At 53.9% G+C, this 14,780-nt stretch carries 18 protein-coding genes and 1 tRNA gene; 16 read left to right on the forward strand and 3 right to left on the reverse strand.

Annotated features, from left to right (window positions below; genetic code table 11):
* The first annotated feature begins 54 nt into the window (after positions 1-54).
* From OGM59_07175 to OGM59_07190, 4 genes are all read left to right on the forward strand, one after another.
* A complete protein-coding gene (locus OGM59_07175) occupies positions 55-324 on the forward strand; it encodes a hypothetical protein (GenBank protein UYI90484.1) in 270 nt (89 codons plus the stop codon).
* The gene (locus tag OGM59_07180) at positions 321-815 is read left to right on the forward strand and encodes a type II toxin-antitoxin system HicB family antitoxin (protein UYI90485.1); all 495 of its coding nucleotides are present in this window, start codon (positions 321-323) and stop codon (positions 813-815) included. The genes OGM59_07175 and OGM59_07180 overlap by 4 nt, the downstream gene beginning before the upstream one ends.
* On the forward strand, positions 812-1,192 hold the full coding sequence (locus OGM59_07185; GenBank protein UYI90486.1) for a hypothetical protein: 381 nt from the start codon (positions 812-814) through the stop codon (positions 1,190-1,192). Before OGM59_07180 ends, OGM59_07185 begins: the two co-directional genes overlap by 4 nt.
* An 86-nt stretch (positions 1,193-1,278) precedes the next feature.
* Positions 1,279-1,443: a hypothetical protein gene (locus OGM59_07190; GenBank protein UYI90487.1), complete on the forward strand. Its 165-nt coding sequence runs from the start codon at positions 1,279-1,281 to the stop codon at positions 1,441-1,443.
* 189 nt (positions 1,444-1,632) lie between these two features.
* Here OGM59_07190 and OGM59_07195 read toward each other — a convergent pair.
* Positions 1,633-1,709: transfer RNA gene (locus OGM59_07195), tRNA-Pro, on the reverse strand.
* Between the two features lie 51 nt (positions 1,710-1,760).
* Positions 1,761-1,940, reverse strand: coding sequence for a DUF4250 domain-containing protein (locus tag OGM59_07200; GenBank protein UYI90488.1), 180 nt, complete (start codon positions 1,938-1,940; stop codon positions 1,761-1,763).
* Positions 1,941-2,116: 176 nt separating this feature from the next.
* Here OGM59_07200 and gltX point away from each other — a divergent pair, with 176 nt between their 5' ends.
* The 12 genes from gltX (at position 2,117) to OGM59_07260 (ending at position 13,747) form a co-directional block, all read left to right on the forward strand.
* Positions 2,117-3,784, forward strand: a complete 1,668-nt coding sequence (gltX, locus tag OGM59_07205) for a glutamate--tRNA ligase (protein UYI90489.1) — start codon at positions 2,117-2,119, stop codon at positions 3,782-3,784.
* The gene (locus OGM59_07210; GenBank protein UYI90490.1) at positions 3,777-5,450 is read left to right on the forward strand and encodes a glutamine--tRNA ligase/YqeY domain fusion protein; all 1,674 of its coding nucleotides are present in this window, start codon (positions 3,777-3,779) and stop codon (positions 5,448-5,450) included. The genes gltX and OGM59_07210 overlap by 8 nt, the downstream gene beginning before the upstream one ends.
* A gap of 17 nt (positions 5,451-5,467) precedes the next feature.
* Positions 5,468-7,294 (forward strand): translational GTPase TypA, encoded by a 1,827-nt coding sequence (gene typA / locus OGM59_07215; protein UYI90491.1) that lies wholly within the window; start codon positions 5,468-5,470, stop codon positions 7,292-7,294.
* 32 nt (positions 7,295-7,326) lie between these two features.
* Positions 7,327-8,358 (forward strand): radical SAM family heme chaperone HemW, encoded by a 1,032-nt coding sequence (gene hemW, locus OGM59_07220; protein UYI90492.1) that lies wholly within the window; start codon positions 7,327-7,329, stop codon positions 8,356-8,358.
* A 10-nt stretch (positions 8,359-8,368) separates the two neighbouring features.
* Positions 8,369-9,307, forward strand: a complete 939-nt coding sequence (locus OGM59_07225; GenBank protein ID UYI90493.1) for a DMT family transporter — start codon at positions 8,369-8,371, stop codon at positions 9,305-9,307.
* Between the two features lie 42 nt (positions 9,308-9,349).
* Complete coding sequence (locus OGM59_07230; protein UYI90494.1) at positions 9,350-9,505, forward strand: hypothetical protein; 156 nt, start codon at positions 9,350-9,352, stop codon at positions 9,503-9,505.
* Entirely contained in the window at positions 9,495-9,752 is a 258-nt protein-coding gene (locus tag OGM59_07235; GenBank protein ID UYI90495.1) for a hypothetical protein, read from the forward strand. Before OGM59_07230 ends, OGM59_07235 begins: the two co-directional genes overlap by 11 nt.
* Before the next feature lie 151 nt (positions 9,753-9,903).
* Positions 9,904-10,731 carry a hypothetical protein gene (locus tag OGM59_07240; GenBank protein UYI90496.1) on the forward strand — a complete coding sequence of 276 codons (828 nt, stop codon included), beginning with the start codon at positions 9,904-9,906 and terminating at the stop codon, positions 10,729-10,731.
* A 104-nt stretch (positions 10,732-10,835) separates the two neighbouring features.
* The gene (locus OGM59_07245) at positions 10,836-11,663 is read left to right on the forward strand and encodes a hypothetical protein (protein UYI90497.1); all 828 of its coding nucleotides are present in this window, start codon (positions 10,836-10,838) and stop codon (positions 11,661-11,663) included.
* Positions 11,660-12,409: a hypothetical protein gene (locus OGM59_07250; protein ID UYI90498.1), complete on the forward strand. Its 750-nt coding sequence runs from the start codon at positions 11,660-11,662 to the stop codon at positions 12,407-12,409. Before OGM59_07245 ends, OGM59_07250 begins: the two co-directional genes overlap by 4 nt.
* A gap of 8 nt (positions 12,410-12,417) precedes the next feature.
* Positions 12,418-13,050, forward strand: coding sequence for an ABC transporter ATP-binding protein (locus tag OGM59_07255; protein ID UYI90499.1), 633 nt, complete (start codon positions 12,418-12,420; stop codon positions 13,048-13,050).
* Entirely contained in the window at positions 13,043-13,747 is a 705-nt protein-coding gene (locus tag OGM59_07260) for a hypothetical protein (protein ID UYI90500.1), read from the forward strand. Before OGM59_07255 ends, OGM59_07260 begins: the two co-directional genes overlap by 8 nt.
* 50 nt (positions 13,748-13,797) lie before the next feature.
* Here the strand turns inward: OGM59_07260 and OGM59_07265 are convergent, their stop codons facing one another.
* Entirely contained in the window at positions 13,798-14,643 is an 846-nt protein-coding gene (locus OGM59_07265) for an ABC transporter permease (protein UYI90501.1), read from the reverse strand.
* Positions 14,644-14,780: the final 137 nt, after the last annotated feature.

Below are 14,780 nucleotides of genomic sequence, written 5' to 3' on the forward strand. Positions count from 1 at the left end.
CATACTCTTATGATAGAATGCAACTGCAAATTAGTTGCAAAGAGGTGGGAAAGATTGAGCCAGTTTGAAAAGCTCTGGGAACGGTTTTTGTTAGTTCCAAGTGATTTTACCTATGAGGAATTAAGAAAAATCATGAAACATTACGGTTATAGTGAGAATAATAAAGGGAAAACATCTGGTTCTCGAGTAGGATTTATAAAGAGGGATGATGTAGAAAAAACGACAATATTTCTTCACAAACCTCATGGATCCGATGCGTATGTTAGAAAAGCTGCGATTAGAAGCATAATTGCTGCTATGGAAAGGAATGGTGATATTAAATGAGCAATGTTATTCAGTACAAAGGGTATTTTACGAATGTGGAATATAGCCAAGAAGACCAAATCCTTTTCGGCAAAATAGAGGGCATTCGTGATTTAGTCACATTTGAGTGCGAAAACGCAGGCGAGGTGGAACAAGCTTTCAAAGAGGCGGTGGACGATTATTTGGAATTTTGCGAAGAGGAGGGCAAAGATCCAAACAAAAGCTTTAGCGGCTCATTCAATGTAAGAGTAAGTCCGGAATTGCACAGGGATATATGGGCGGCAGCAACCAAACGCGATATGACATTAAATGCGTATGTGAATGAGGCATTGCGAGCCTCATTGAAAAAAACGACTGATCCAATGGTTGTTTTTCTTGTCCCATCAAGGCTGTCTCGGACAGAGCATGCTCCACAATTTTCCATTGATAAAGATGCCTATAAATCAGGCGAAGATGGATTTTCTTATGGCATAAATAGAAATCTAATTACGAGCGGAGGGGTAAATCAATGAACTATAATTTGAAATTGCAAGCATACAAAATAAGTCAAATTGCAGTTGATACTAAGTTGATTAAGGATGGAAAAGAAGAATTGGCAATAGAGTGCTTTGTTTCACCCAAATTCCCATTGAATGGGGATGATGATACTCTACTGCTGGCTTTTAATGCGTCTGTGTATGAAAAGGATAAGAAGGACGCTGAAAAAATCGTAAGCGCAACTGCGGAATTTATTTATGAATGTAATATGCATCCGGAGGATACAAAAGAGCTAAGAGATTATATTCTTGATCATTGCCTTGATGAAATACAGGACATAGCTTTCGAGCATATTAACAGGATTTTTGAAGCTATGAACTTTACTGGGCTAAAAATAGAGGCAAGTGAGTAAGTTGCAATTTTTACCAAGTTCAATGAAAAACGCTTGACAACACATCTTCCTTTGTAGTATAACAAAAAACAAAGGAGGAATGAAAAATGATTGTGGAAGATACCAAAGATTTGGTTGAAACTGCGGACTATGTGAGCATCGAAGCTGTTTTAGTGGATGATGGACTGCGCTACAAACAACTTTCTGTTGGCATTAAAGCCAAAAATGGTGACATTATCCGCATAATTCCAATATCGACAATGCTGATGTAAAAAAAGGCCGGGTAGTTCAGTAACTGCCCGGCTTTTTCTATACCTCGCATTACCAAGTACTGCAATAAGTACTGCAACGCCAAAAGTTTTTTATTTTCTCTCATTTTTTACACAAGCGGAAATTTGGCTTAACTAAGCCAAAAATGGAAACAGAAAGAAATAAAGGACGGCTGAAAAAGCCGTCCTTTTTGGTCGAGGTGACAAGATTTGAACTTGCGACCCCCACGTCCCGAACGTGGTGCTCTACCAAACTGAGCCACACCTCGATTTATTGCTACAATAGGATAACACAAAATGCGCGCGGTTGCAAGTGTTTTTTACAGAAATTTGTTTTGCGACGGGTCATAGGTCATGCCGATGGCAGCCAACTGGTCCTCCAGCGCCGCCCGGTCCACCTGCAAGTCTGCACACAGAGCGTCCAGGCTGGGATAAAAATCCCGCAATTTGGTATTGATTACGCTAAACAAAATAAACGGGTCTTTGGGTAATGCAGCCATCTTTTTTGCCTCCCGGTGCAGATTTGATTTTAATTTACCATAAAAAGCGGGAGAATTCAAGAAAAATCCCGCCTTTTATATTGATTATTTTCCATTTATATGTCATAATAGGCTGTAATTTTATATCCGGCGCAAAACGGCACTATCGCCCGTTGGCCGGAACAGTAGGTGAAATCATGACGGAAAATGAAAAAATCGCAGCGCTGCTCTTTCCCCATATTACCATGACCCCGGCGGATTACGAAGCCAAATACCCGCCCCGGCAGCTGAAAGAGGGCGCCAGAGTCAGCCGCTTTTCGCCCAGCCCAACAGGCTTTTTGCACTTTGGCAATCTGTTTTCCTGCGCGGCGGCATACCGCACTGCCCGCTGCACCGACGGCGTGTTCTATGTGCGGGTGGAAGATACGGATCAAAAGCGCAAGGTAGAGGGCGCGGTGGAGACCATGCTCTCTGCGCTGCAAATCTACGGCATTACACCGGACGAAGGCGTGATGGGCGACGGAAGCGAAAGCGGTGCCTACGGCCCTTACACCCAAAGTCTGCGCAAAGACATTTACCAGTGCTACGGCAAATCTCTGGTGGAGGAAGGGCTGGCTTACCCCTGCTTTTGCACCCCGAAGGAGCTGGAAGACCTGCACGCCCGGCAGGAGAACGAGGACATTAAAGGCTACTGGGGTCCCTACGCCCACTGTCGGGATCTGACCTACGACCAAATCAAGGCCAATATAGACGCCGGCAAGCCCTGGACCCTGCGCCTGCGCTCTCCCGGCAAGCCGGAGGGCAAGGTGCGCTTTGACGATCTGATCAAAGGCAAAATCGAAATGCAGGAGAATGTGATTGATGTGGTGCTGCTGAAAACCGACGGCATTCCCACCTATCACTTTGCCCACGCGGTGGACGACCACCTGATGCGAACCACCCATGTGGTGCGGGGTGACGAATGGATCGCCTCTGTGCCCCTGCACCTGCAGCTGTTCAAACTCTTAGGCTTCCGCCCGGTGAAATACGCCCATATTGCCCCCATTCTTAAGGAAGAAAACGGCGGCAAGCGCAAGCTCTCTAAGCGTAAGGACCCGGAAGCGGCCGTTACCTACTACGACCAAATGGGTATTCCGGCAGCAGCGGTCAACGAATATATGATGACCATTGCCAACTCCAACTTTGAGGACTGGCGGCGTGCCAACCCCACAGCAGACCTGGCAGACTTCCCCTTTAACTTAAAGAAAATGAGCGTGTCCGGCGCCCTGTTTGATATGGCTAAGCTGACGGATGTGTCCAAGACCGTCATCAGCAAAATGACTGCACAGGAAGTGTTTGACCTGGCCCACGCCTGGGCCGATCGGCACCAGCCGGAACTGGCCGCGCTGTTTGACAGCGATCCGGCCTACGCGGTGGCAGTGCTCAGCATTGACCGGGGCGGCAAAAAGCCCCGCAAGGACATTGCCAAATGGAGCGATCTGGCGGACTACATCAGCTATTTCTACGACCAAACCTTTACCCCCTGCTACGACCTGACCGGCAATGCGAATCCGGCACTGGCAGTACAGGTGCTGGAGCAGTACAAAGACCTGGTGGACACCGCAGACGACAAAGACACCTGGTTTGCCAAGATCAAGGCGTTGTGCCCGCAGGTGGGCTGCACCCCCAATGTGAAAGAATACAAGCAGGACCCCACAGCGTTCAAGGGCCATGTAGGCGATGTGTCTACCGTAATCCGGGTGGCGCTCACCGGGCGCACCAACACCCCGGACCTGCACGCTATACTGGCTTTGCTGGGGCAAGAGACCGCACAAGCCAGACTAAACGCCGCACTGGCGCACTACAAGGAGGAGTACCATGGCTGAGGAGATCAGAGAAAACTCTAATTTTATCCACGATTTTATTGATAAAGACCTGGAGGACGGGGTATATAGCAGCATACAGACCCGCTTTCCCCCGGAGCCCAACGGCTACCTGCACATTGGCCACGCCAAGGCCATTTGCATCAATTTTGGGGTAAAGGAAAAGTACAAGGGCGTGTGCAATCTGCGCTTGGATGACACCAACCCCACCAAAGAGGACACCGAGTATGTAGACGCCATCAAAGAGGACATTCAATGGCTGGGCTTTCAGTGGGACAACCTGTACTATGCCTCCGACTACTTTGACTTTCTCTTTGACTGCGCCATCAAGCTGATCAAGAAAGGCAAGGCCTTTGTTTGCGAGCTGACGCCGGAGGAAATGCGTGCCTACCGTGGCACCCTCACCGAGCCGGGCAAAGAGAGCCCCTACCGCAACCGCTCCGTGGAGGAAAACCTGGACCTGTTTATGCGCATGAGCAAGGGCGAGTTCCCGGAGGGCAGCAAGGTGCTGCGTGCCAAAATCGATATGAGCTCCCCCAACCTGAATATGCGGGACCCGATCATTTATCGTATTATGTACGCCCACCATCACCGCACCGGCGACAAATGGTGCGTGTATCCCATGTATGACTTTGCCCATCCCCTGTCGGACGCCAGAGAGGGCGTGACCCACTCTCTGTGTTCTCTGGAATTTGAAAACCACCGCCCGCTGTACAACTGGTTTGTGGACGAGCTGATCGAGGGGCAAAAGCCCCGCCAGATCGAGTTTGCCCGGCTGAACCTGAACTACACCCTCACCAGCAAGCGCAAGTGCTTAAAGCTGGTGCAGGACGGCATCGTCAGCGGCTGGGATGATCCCCGTATGGCCACCCTCAGCGGTATGCGCCGCCGGGGCTATCCGCCGGAGGCGGTACGGGACTTCTGCGAGCGCATCGGCGTGTCCAAGGCGTACAGCGTGGTGGACTTTGCCCTGCTGGAGGCCTGCGTACGGGAGCACCTGAACACCTCCGCTCCCCGAGCCATGGCGGTGCTGGACCCCATTAAACTGGTGATCGACAACTACCCGGAGGACAAGACCGAGGCCCTGGAAGTGGAGTATCACCCGGACCACCCGGAATATGGCAAGCGCACCGTGCCCTTTGGCCGGGAGCTGTACATTGAGCGGGACGACTTTATGGCCGAGCCCATCAAGAAATACCGCCGTCTGTACCCGGGCAACGAGGTACGGCTGTACAAGGCCTACCTGGTGACCTGCACCGGTTATGACACAGACGAAAATGGCAATGTGACCTGCGTGCACGCCACCTACGACCCGGCCACCTTTGGCGGCGACGCCCCGGATGGGCGCAAGGTACGCGGCACCATTCACTGGGTCAGCGCCAAAGAGAACACCCCCCTGACCGCCCGGATCTATGACCGGCTGTTTAACGTGGAGAACCCCAGCGACGACAGCGGCGTCAACTCCTTTGAGGAGAACCTAAACCCGGACAGTCTGACCGAGAAGCAAGGCTACGGCGAGGTGGCACTGGCCACGGTCAAGGCCGGCGATCGGTTCCAGTTTATGCGGGACGGCTACTTTTGTATGGACAAGGACTCTGCCCCCGGCGCACCGGTGTTTAACCGCACCGTTGCTCTGCGAGACAGCTTTAATATCAAAAAGAATAAATAAGAATTCGGGTGAGCACTTTGAGTACAAGAAAAGATATAAAAAACATTGCAATCATTGCCCATGTTGACCACGGCAAAACCACTCTGGTGGACGAAATGCTGCGCCAAAGCGGCACTTTCCGCCAAAATGAAGTGGTGGAAGAGCGGGTCATGGACAGCAACGACCTGGAGCGTGAGCGGGGCATTACCATTATGTCCAAGAACACCTCCATTCACTATAACAACACCAAGATCAACATTGTAGACACGCCCGGCCATGCGGACTTTGGCGGCGAGGTAGAGCGTATTCTCACCATGGTAGACGGCGTTCTGCTGCTGGTGGACGCTTTTGAGGGCTGTATGCCCCAGACCCGCTTTGTGCTGAAAAAGGCGCTGGGTCTGCACAAGACGCCGCTGGTGGTGGTCAACAAGATTGACCGGGACGGCGCCCGCCCTGCTGAGGTGGTAGACGAGGTACTGGACCTGTTTATTGAGCTGGGCGCAGACGATGACCAAATCGACTTCCCGGTGATCTACGCCTCCGCCAAGGACGGCTACGCCGGCACAGAGCCGGAGGTGCGCAGCGGCGATATGCGTCCGCTGCTGGACGCCATCTTAAAGTACATTCCTTCTCCCCAGGGCGACCCGGAGGGTCCCACCCAGGTACTGTTCTCCTCTTTGGAGTATGACGACTATGTGGGCCGTATCGGCGTGGGCCGTGTGGAGCGAGGCAGCGTAAAAGTCAACGCGCCCTATGTGCTGTGCCGCCGGGATGATACCCGGGAAAATATCCGGGTCACCAAGCTGTACCAATTTGAGGGGCTGAAGCGGGTGCCGGTAGAGGAAGCGGTCATGGGCGACCTGATTTGCGTGGCCGGTATTGCGGACCTGAACATCGGCGAGACCTTGTGCGCCCCGGAGTGCGTGGAGCCGCTGCCCTTTGTAAAGATTGATGAGCCCACCATCAGCATGAACTTTATGGTCAACGATTCTCCCTTTGCCGGGCGTGAGGGCAAGTATGTCACCTCCCGCAACCTGCGGGACCGCCTGTTTAAGGAAGTGGAGACCAACGTGTCCATGCGGGTGGAAGAAACGGACAGTATGGACACCTTTAAGGTATCCGGCCGAGGTGAGCTGCACCTGTCCATTCTCATTGAGACCATGCGGCGAGAGAACTATGAATTCGCCGTCAGCCGTCCCCAGGTCATTCTGAAAAAGGATCCCCAGACCGGCAAGACCCTGGAGCCTATGGAACTGGCCATCATTGAAGTGCCGGAGGCCTATGTAGGCGCCGTGATGGAGAAGCTGTGCTCCCGCAAAGGCGAGATTGAGAACATGGACACCCGCTCCACCGGCATGACCCACCTGGAGATCAAGATCCCCGCCCGCGGGCTGATCGGCTACCGCAGCGAGTTCTTGACGGACACCAACGGCAACGGCATTATGAACCAGCTGTTTGGCGGGTATGAACCCTACAAGGGTGAGATTGCCACCCGCACCCACGGCTCCATCGTGGTGCACGAGACCGGCACCACCAGCGGCTACGGCCTGTGGAACACCCAGGACCGAGGGCGGCTGTTCGTTGGTCCCGGTGTAGAGGTGTACGAGGGCATGATCGTGGGCGAATGCGCCAAGGACGAGGACATTGTGTGCAATGTGTGCAAGAAGAAGCATGTAACCAACACCCGAGCCAGCGGCTCCGACGAGGCGCTGAAACTGGTGCCCCCCACCACGCTGTCTCTGGAACAGAGCATGGAATTCCTGGCAGACGATGAGCTGCTGGAAGTGACCCCCAAGAGCATTCGTCTGCGCAAGATGATCTTGGACAAATCCCTGCGACTGAAAGCGGAAAGCCGCAAAAAATAAATCAAAAATGAACGCAAAAAGGAGTGTGAAGTATGGCCGCAGGTCTTTATATTCATATTCCTTTTTGTTTTTCCAAGTGCCCGTACTGCGATTTTTACAGCACCAAGTACACCCCGACAGCCGCCGACGCTTTTGCCGAGAAGCTGGGAGGGCAAATGCAAGACTATACCGGCAGTTTTGACACCGTGTACTTTGGCGGCGGCACCCCCTCCATCCTGGAGCCACAGGTGCTCACCGGCATTTTGCAGGCGGTGCGGGATCACTTTGCCATTGACCCGGCGGCGGAGATCACCGTCGAGTGCAACCCCTCCAAGGACCTGACCGGGGATATGGAGCAGTACGCAGCGGCGGGGATCAACCGGGTGAGCATCGGTATGCAAAGCGCCGTGGATCGGGAACGGTTCGCCCTGGGTCGCCGTGCCGGCAGCGGGGAAGTGGCCCGCACCGTAGCGGCAGCCAAGGCGGCAGGCATTACCAATATTAGCCTGGATGTGATGCTGGGCACCCCCAAACAGACCCCGGACAGCCTGGAGGAAACCTTTGCCTTTATTGCGCGTATGCAGGTGACCCACATCAGCGCCTATCTGCTGAAGATCGAACCGGGTACCCCCTTTGACCGCCTGCAAGCCAAGCTGGCGCTGCCGGAGGAGGACACCGTGTGCCAAATGTACCTGCAAACGGTGGAGCGGCTGGGACAACTGGGCTTTGCCCAGTACGAGATCAGCAACTTTGCCCGCCCGGGGTACGAGAGCCGCCACAACTTGAAATACTGGCTGCTGGAGCCGTACTTGGGACTGGGACCCAGCGCCCACTCCCTGTGGAACGGTAGGCGCTTTTACTTTGACCGGGACTGGATCTGGCAGGACGAAGGCCCCGGCGGCGACCGAGAGGAGCAAATTCTCTTAGGCTTGCGACTGAACCGGGGCATACCGGAGAACTGGCTCACCCGCGATCCGGCGCCGTACATTGCCGGGGGATTTATGCGCCGCGCCAATGGTCGCATTGCCCTAACCCCCCGGGGTATGTTGGTATCCAACACCATTTTGGCAGAATTACTGGACTAAGGAGGAGCCTATGTTAACCGGACTGACAGGTGGCGCCCTTTGGGCGCTGGACACGGTCATACTGGGCATGGCTCTGGCGCTGCCGGTGTTTACCGGCGACCCCAGAGCAGCGATACTGGCACCCTTTGCCAGCACTTTTTTGCACGACCTGTGCTCTTCCCTGTGGATGCTGGGCTATACCGGGCTGCGCCGCCAATACAAGGCAGTATGGCAAGCGCTACGCACCCGGGGCGGCCGCTTTGTGGCGCTGGGCGCACTACTGGGCGGCCCGGTGGGTATGACCGGCTATGTGCTGGCCATCAACGCCATCGGCCCGGCGTACACCGCCATCATCTCCGCACTGTACCCGGCACTGGGCACGGTGCTGGCCCACTTTTTCTTAAAGGAAAAATTGCGCCCTACCGGCCTGATCGGTCTGGCACTGAGTATTGGCGGGGTGATCGCTTTGGGCTACACCCCCGGCGCGGCGCTGCCAAAGGGACAGCTACTGGGCTTTGGCTGCGCACTGCTGTGCTGTATCGGCTGGGCAGCGGAGGGGGTCATCTGCACCTACGGACTGCAAAGCAGCACCGTCACCAACGCCCAGGCACTGCAAATCCGCCAGCCGGTGTCGGCGCTGACCTATGCCATTGTTTTGCTGCCGGCCTGCAAGGGCTGGGGCTTTACCGCCGGGCTGTTTGGCACGCGAGCACTGTGGATCATCGCCCTGTCCGCCCTGTGCGGCACCGCCTCTTATCTGTGCTACTACAAGGCGCTGGGCAAGCTGGGCACCGGCAAGGCCATGCCCCTGAACATTACTTACGCCGCCTGGTCGCTGCCGTTCTCTTACCTGCTTTTGCACCAGGTCCCCGGCACCAAGGACATACTCTGCGCCCTGGTGGTCCTGCTGGGTGCGCTGCTGGCCGCTTACGAAAAGCCTCAAAAATTGGAAAAATCAAACAACAAATGAGCGCAAAAAACGGGCATACTAAAACCGAAGGAGGTTTTCAGTATGCCCGATTTATTTCATTTAACGCCGGAGATGAACCAATACTTTAACGCCCTGCCGGAGAGCGTAAAAGAGAATATCATTCAATCCGGCGCCAAGATCAATTCCCTGGAGGACTTAAAGGCCGTGGCGGCACAGCTGTGCAACCATGCAGAATAACCGCCACTTTCCCCAAACGGAAAACAGCCTGAATAACTGGGACGCGCCGGTGCGCCACGCACCCGGCCGTTACCGGGATTATCGCGAGAAGTACGCCCTGACCACCGGCGAGGTCACCGCCCGCTACTGCGAAAATATTACCAACCCCACCGTCCAGCCGGACGGCAAAACAGAAATGCACACCCCCATTCCGGATGTGGCCCATGTGGAGCAAAGCAAAGCCTATCAAGAAGAAAATCAGTTGTAACCCCATCATCAGACGGCAGCTATTTGCCGTCTATTTTTATACCTTTTCATCGAATTTTGTAAATTTATAGGATATTTTTGGCGTATTTTCCCATTTTGCCACACTATATAATAGAAGGAACTTTTCAATTTGCATGGAAAGGACGGATCCCATGAAAAAATGCTTGCGCTATCAAATGCGGCTGCTGGTGCGGTCGCCGGGATTTTGGGTCGCTATGGCCTTTGGGGTGTTGTATGCCGTGGGCTACTTTGTGGCCATGTGCCTACGCAACATGCACCTGGATGCCATTGCCCAGCCCACGCCGTACAGTGCGTATGCAAATCAAGGGCTTAGCCTTACAGCGCCATATTTTTTAATGCTGCTGCCGTTGCTTTCTTGTATCTCTTTTTCTGACAGTTCCCTGTATGAACGCAACAATCACCTACTGGCGCCGCTGCTGGGCAAAATGGGCATTGGCCGTTACTATCGCTCCAAACTGGTTGCCGTCTTTTGCGGCGGCTTTTTGCCCATATTTGCCACCCAGGCACTAAATATGGGGCTGTGCCTGATCGCCTTTCCCTTAAACGGCACCCAGCGCTACGGCTGGGATCTGTTTCAAGACTATACATACTGGGGCATTGTCAACGATCCCCTTTTCCTCTTTAAGCGGCTTTACATCGCGTCTCCTTATCTATACTACTTCTTTTTCATGGTGGTCTCCTCTTTTGTAGCGGGTCTGTTTGCAGTGACGGCCTGGCAATTCTCCTTTTTTGTTCGCAACCGCATTTTTACCTATACCATCATGTTTTTGGTGGTACATGGCATTGAATATCTGCTGATCTTAACGCCGGATTGGCCGCTGCATATCAACGAGTATCTGCTGGGCTATTACCCCGGCGGCCAAACCTATGTCGGCATGGCGCTCTGTATAATCTTTTACCTGGCACTGGCGCTGCTGCCGGCACTGATCGTACCGAAAAAGTTAAAAAACTGCCTATGACAGACCGGCAGGCGACCAATACACGCCGGTATAAAGGGTAATTCTATAGAACAAGAACAGGCAAAGCAACTGCTGCACGGTTGCCGTCAGAAAGGACGGATCGTATGAAAAAATGCTTGCGCTGTCAAATGCGGCTGCTGGTGCGGTCGCCGGGATTTTGGGTTGCTATGGCCTTTGGGGTGTTGTATGCCGTGGGCTACTTTGTGGCCATGTGCCTACGCAACATTCACCTGGACGCCATTGCCCAGCCCACGCCGTACAGTGCGTATTCTACTCACGGATTCAGTTTTACCGCACCGTACTTTATGTATCTGTTCCCGATTTTGGCCTGCATTTCTTTTTCAGACAGTTCTCTGTATGAGCGCAACAATCACCTACTGGCGCCGCTGCTGGGCAAAATGGGCATTGGCTGTTACTATCGCTCCAAACTGGTCGCCGTCTTTTGCGGCGGCTTTTTACCTATATTTGCCACCCAGGCGCTGAATATGGGGCTGTGCCTGATCGCCTTTCCCTTAAACGGCACCCAGCGCTACGGCTGGGATCTGTTTCAAGACTATACATACTGGAATTATGTCAGTGATCCGCACTTCTTTTTCCAGCATCTGTATCTGTACTCGCCTTATCTGTACTATCTACTTTATATGCTGCTGTCCGCCCTGGTCGCCGGGTTGTTTGCGGTGGCAGCCTGGCAATTCTCCTTTTTTGTTCGCAACCGCATTTTCACCTACACCATCATGTTTTTGGTGGTACAGGGCATTGAATATCTGCTGATCTTAACGCCGGATTGGCCGCTGAATATTCTCAGCTATCTATACGGGATGAACCCCACCGTCCAGACCCCTGCCGGTTTTGCCATCTGTATGGCCTTTTACCTGGCACTGGCATTCCTACCGGCGCTGATCGTACCAAAGAAATTGAGGAACTGCTTATGAAGCGCACCCTTGCCTACAACCGATACCCGCTGGTCATCTGTGCACTGGGGTTGCTGCTGGGCGGACTGCACAGTCTGTTCCAGCTGCACCAGACCCCTGCGAATACCTGGACTGCGGCCTATCTGACCGCCCGGGAGGGAACAGAGCTGATGCTGACGGAGAACAGCACCGATCCCCAAGTGCTGCGCAGTCTGCTGCACCTGCTCATCGGCGTGCCCCTGCTGGGCGGGCTGTTCAGTCGGGAATACCAAGTAAAAGGGGTATTCATCGCCACCCGCCGGGGACGCTATCTGCGCTTTTACCGGGCAGAAATGGGGCGGCTGCTGGCAGTAACTCTGCTGTACAACCTGCTGTATTGCAGCACGCAGGGTCTGTGTGCCACGGTGGCCGTCCACGCCCTGCCTGCCGGTGCCGCAGTTCGACTAATGGGGATCAGCCTGTTTAGCGACACGCTGGTGCTCTTTGGCTTTGCGGTGCTGTGCGCCGGTCTGTGCGTGACCCGGGGCGAAAAAGCAGGCGTACTGCTGGGTGCCGCCGCCTTTTTGCTGGCGGTAATGGCGCTGTTTTTGCTACCGGTACCGCTGCGCCAATACAATCCGGTGCTTTGGTGCCTGTGCAGTGCATTTCCCACGGACGAAACGCTCTTTGCCTATCCCCTGTGGGGCTACTACGCCGCAGGCAGCGCACTGCTGGCGGTGTGGTTGCTGCTATGGGGCCGGGTGCTAAAGACAAAAGATATTTTGTGAGGTGGACTATGCCAAAAATCATATTGCAAGACTATACCAAGACTCTGCGGGGCAAAACCGTGCTGGACCACATAGACCTGACGCTGGAAAGCGGCGGTATTTACGGCCTGGCCGGGCAAAACGGCTGCGGCAAGACCATGCTGCTGCGGGCCATTGCCGGGCTGATGACCCCCACCACCGGCACAGCCACCGTAGGCGGCACCCGGGTGGGCAACGGGGTCTATGCGCCCCATGTAGGGCTGGTGATCGAGAATGTATTTCTCTACGAATACCTAAGCGGCCGCCAAAACCTGCAAATGCTCAACGACCTGTCCGATCACAAGATCAGTGACGGCGAACTGGACGGCTGGCTCACCCGCTTTGGGCTGGATCCCACGGATCGGCGTCCTATGAAAAAATATTCGCTGGGTATGTGCCAAAAGGTCAGCTTGATCCAGGCGCTGATGAACCAACCGGAATTGGTGCTGCTGGACGAACCCACCAACGCGCTGGACGATGACAGCGTACAGGTGCTGGAAGAAGAAATTCTTCGTATGAACCGGGAGGCAGGCACCACCTTTGTGATCGCCAGCCACGACCGAGCCAGTCTGGAGCACCTATGCACCAAAATACTGCGAATGGAGGCGGGGCACCTTGCGTAAAAAACAACTGACCATGCAGCAAGGACTGGCGCTGGGCTGCCTGATCCTGCTGGTGTGCGCCGTAATATTCGGCATTGTGCTGCGGGCCACCCGCGCCCACGATTTGGAGGACCCGGAAAAAGTGGCGGCGGCTGTTTGCGACTTGCCCACAGACAACCGGGCTGATTATGATGCGGCGGCCGAAATGTTAGACATAAGCACAGCGGTGGAGCAGCTGCAAGACCGGATCCCCCTGCAAGTGGAGATCACCGGTATGCAGCCCACCTATAACAATCTGCGCTACACCGCCAAGGTGCTAAAGACCACCGATCGGGAGCAGGCAGGCAACACGGTGGTGCTGTATCTACTCATGTCCATGGAAAAAATGAGCGACGGCAAGCTGCACTGCGACACCGGCATCGCTCTGCCGTTGGCTGTAGGGCACAAATACCTGCTGTTTGTCCGTCCTATGGAATACATGGACCTGTACCAACGCACCCTACCCTGCCGAGAATACCAGGCCACCACCAACGCCACGGACGCCACGCTGTACAGCTTTTGCCTGGATCGCACACAAACCCGCCCACTGCCAACCACGCCGCTGACCTTTCAGCAGGTTACAGAATACGATTACCTGGTCTATTCCCAAGAGGCGCTGGACCACGCCAAAAAATTCACCGCCGACATACGGAAGCACTACGGCGTAACTGCAAAATAACATAAAAAGCCCCATTGCCAAGGATTGGCAATGGGGTTTATTCATTCCCTTTACAGGTGGAAGATCAGCTTGTCGCTACACTTATTAAAGACGAACAGCCCGACAGCCAGGGTGACCAGCGATACCACCGAGGCATACAGCAGCAAATTCCAGGTCATCATTTGGCCATACAGAATACACTGGCGGAACAGCTCGATCATCGAATAAAGTGGGTTGATCTTAATAAGCACCACGATCCAGTCGGAGGTAATGCGGTGCAGAGGATAAATGATGGGCACCATATAAAACAGCAGGTGACACAGCACATCCCAAATATACTCCACATCCCGGAAATAAACGGACAGCACGGACAGGATCATACCCACGCCGGTGCAGAACACCAGCAAAATAAACATGGGTACAAAGAACAGCACCGCGTAGCCGTTTAGGTGCAGGGCGTGGCCGTTGCTGATTCCGGTGAGCTTAAAGAAGATCCACACGCTCACCAGGCAAAGCAGCGAGATAGCGAAGGTTACATAGCAAGAGAGAATGGAGCTAAGCGGATACATATACTTGGGCACATAGACCTTCTTGATGATCCCCGCATTGCGGCGGAAGGAGGTCATCGCCTGTTTGGTGGAAGATGTAAAGAAATCAAACATCAACCGGCCGGTAAACAGGAATACCGGGTAGCAGATCACGCCCTTGTTGCTGCGGCCAAAGATTCCGCTGAACACCACGGAAAGCACGATCATGTTCAGCAGCGGCTGCAAAAAACTCCACAAAATACCGATCCAGGAGTCCCTGTACTTTAACTTAATATTCTTACGGGTCAGCTCCATTAGCAGGTTTCGATACTTTTGGAACACCCGTGTATCGTGCGCAAGCGCGCGCTTTAATTTTTTTACCTTCGGCATAGATACACCTCGATCCGCTCAGGGCGGCAATAATTTTGCGCTGCCTAACGCAGCCAAACACCGGATATAACTAAGGCATTATAACACACGCCGCCGCATTTTTCAACTTAAAGTGCGAATTTGGTACAAAATGTACC

It is taken from the genome of Oscillospiraceae bacterium (assembly GCA_025757685.1).
Lineage (GTDB): Bacteria > Bacillota > Clostridia > Oscillospirales > Acutalibacteraceae > CAG-217.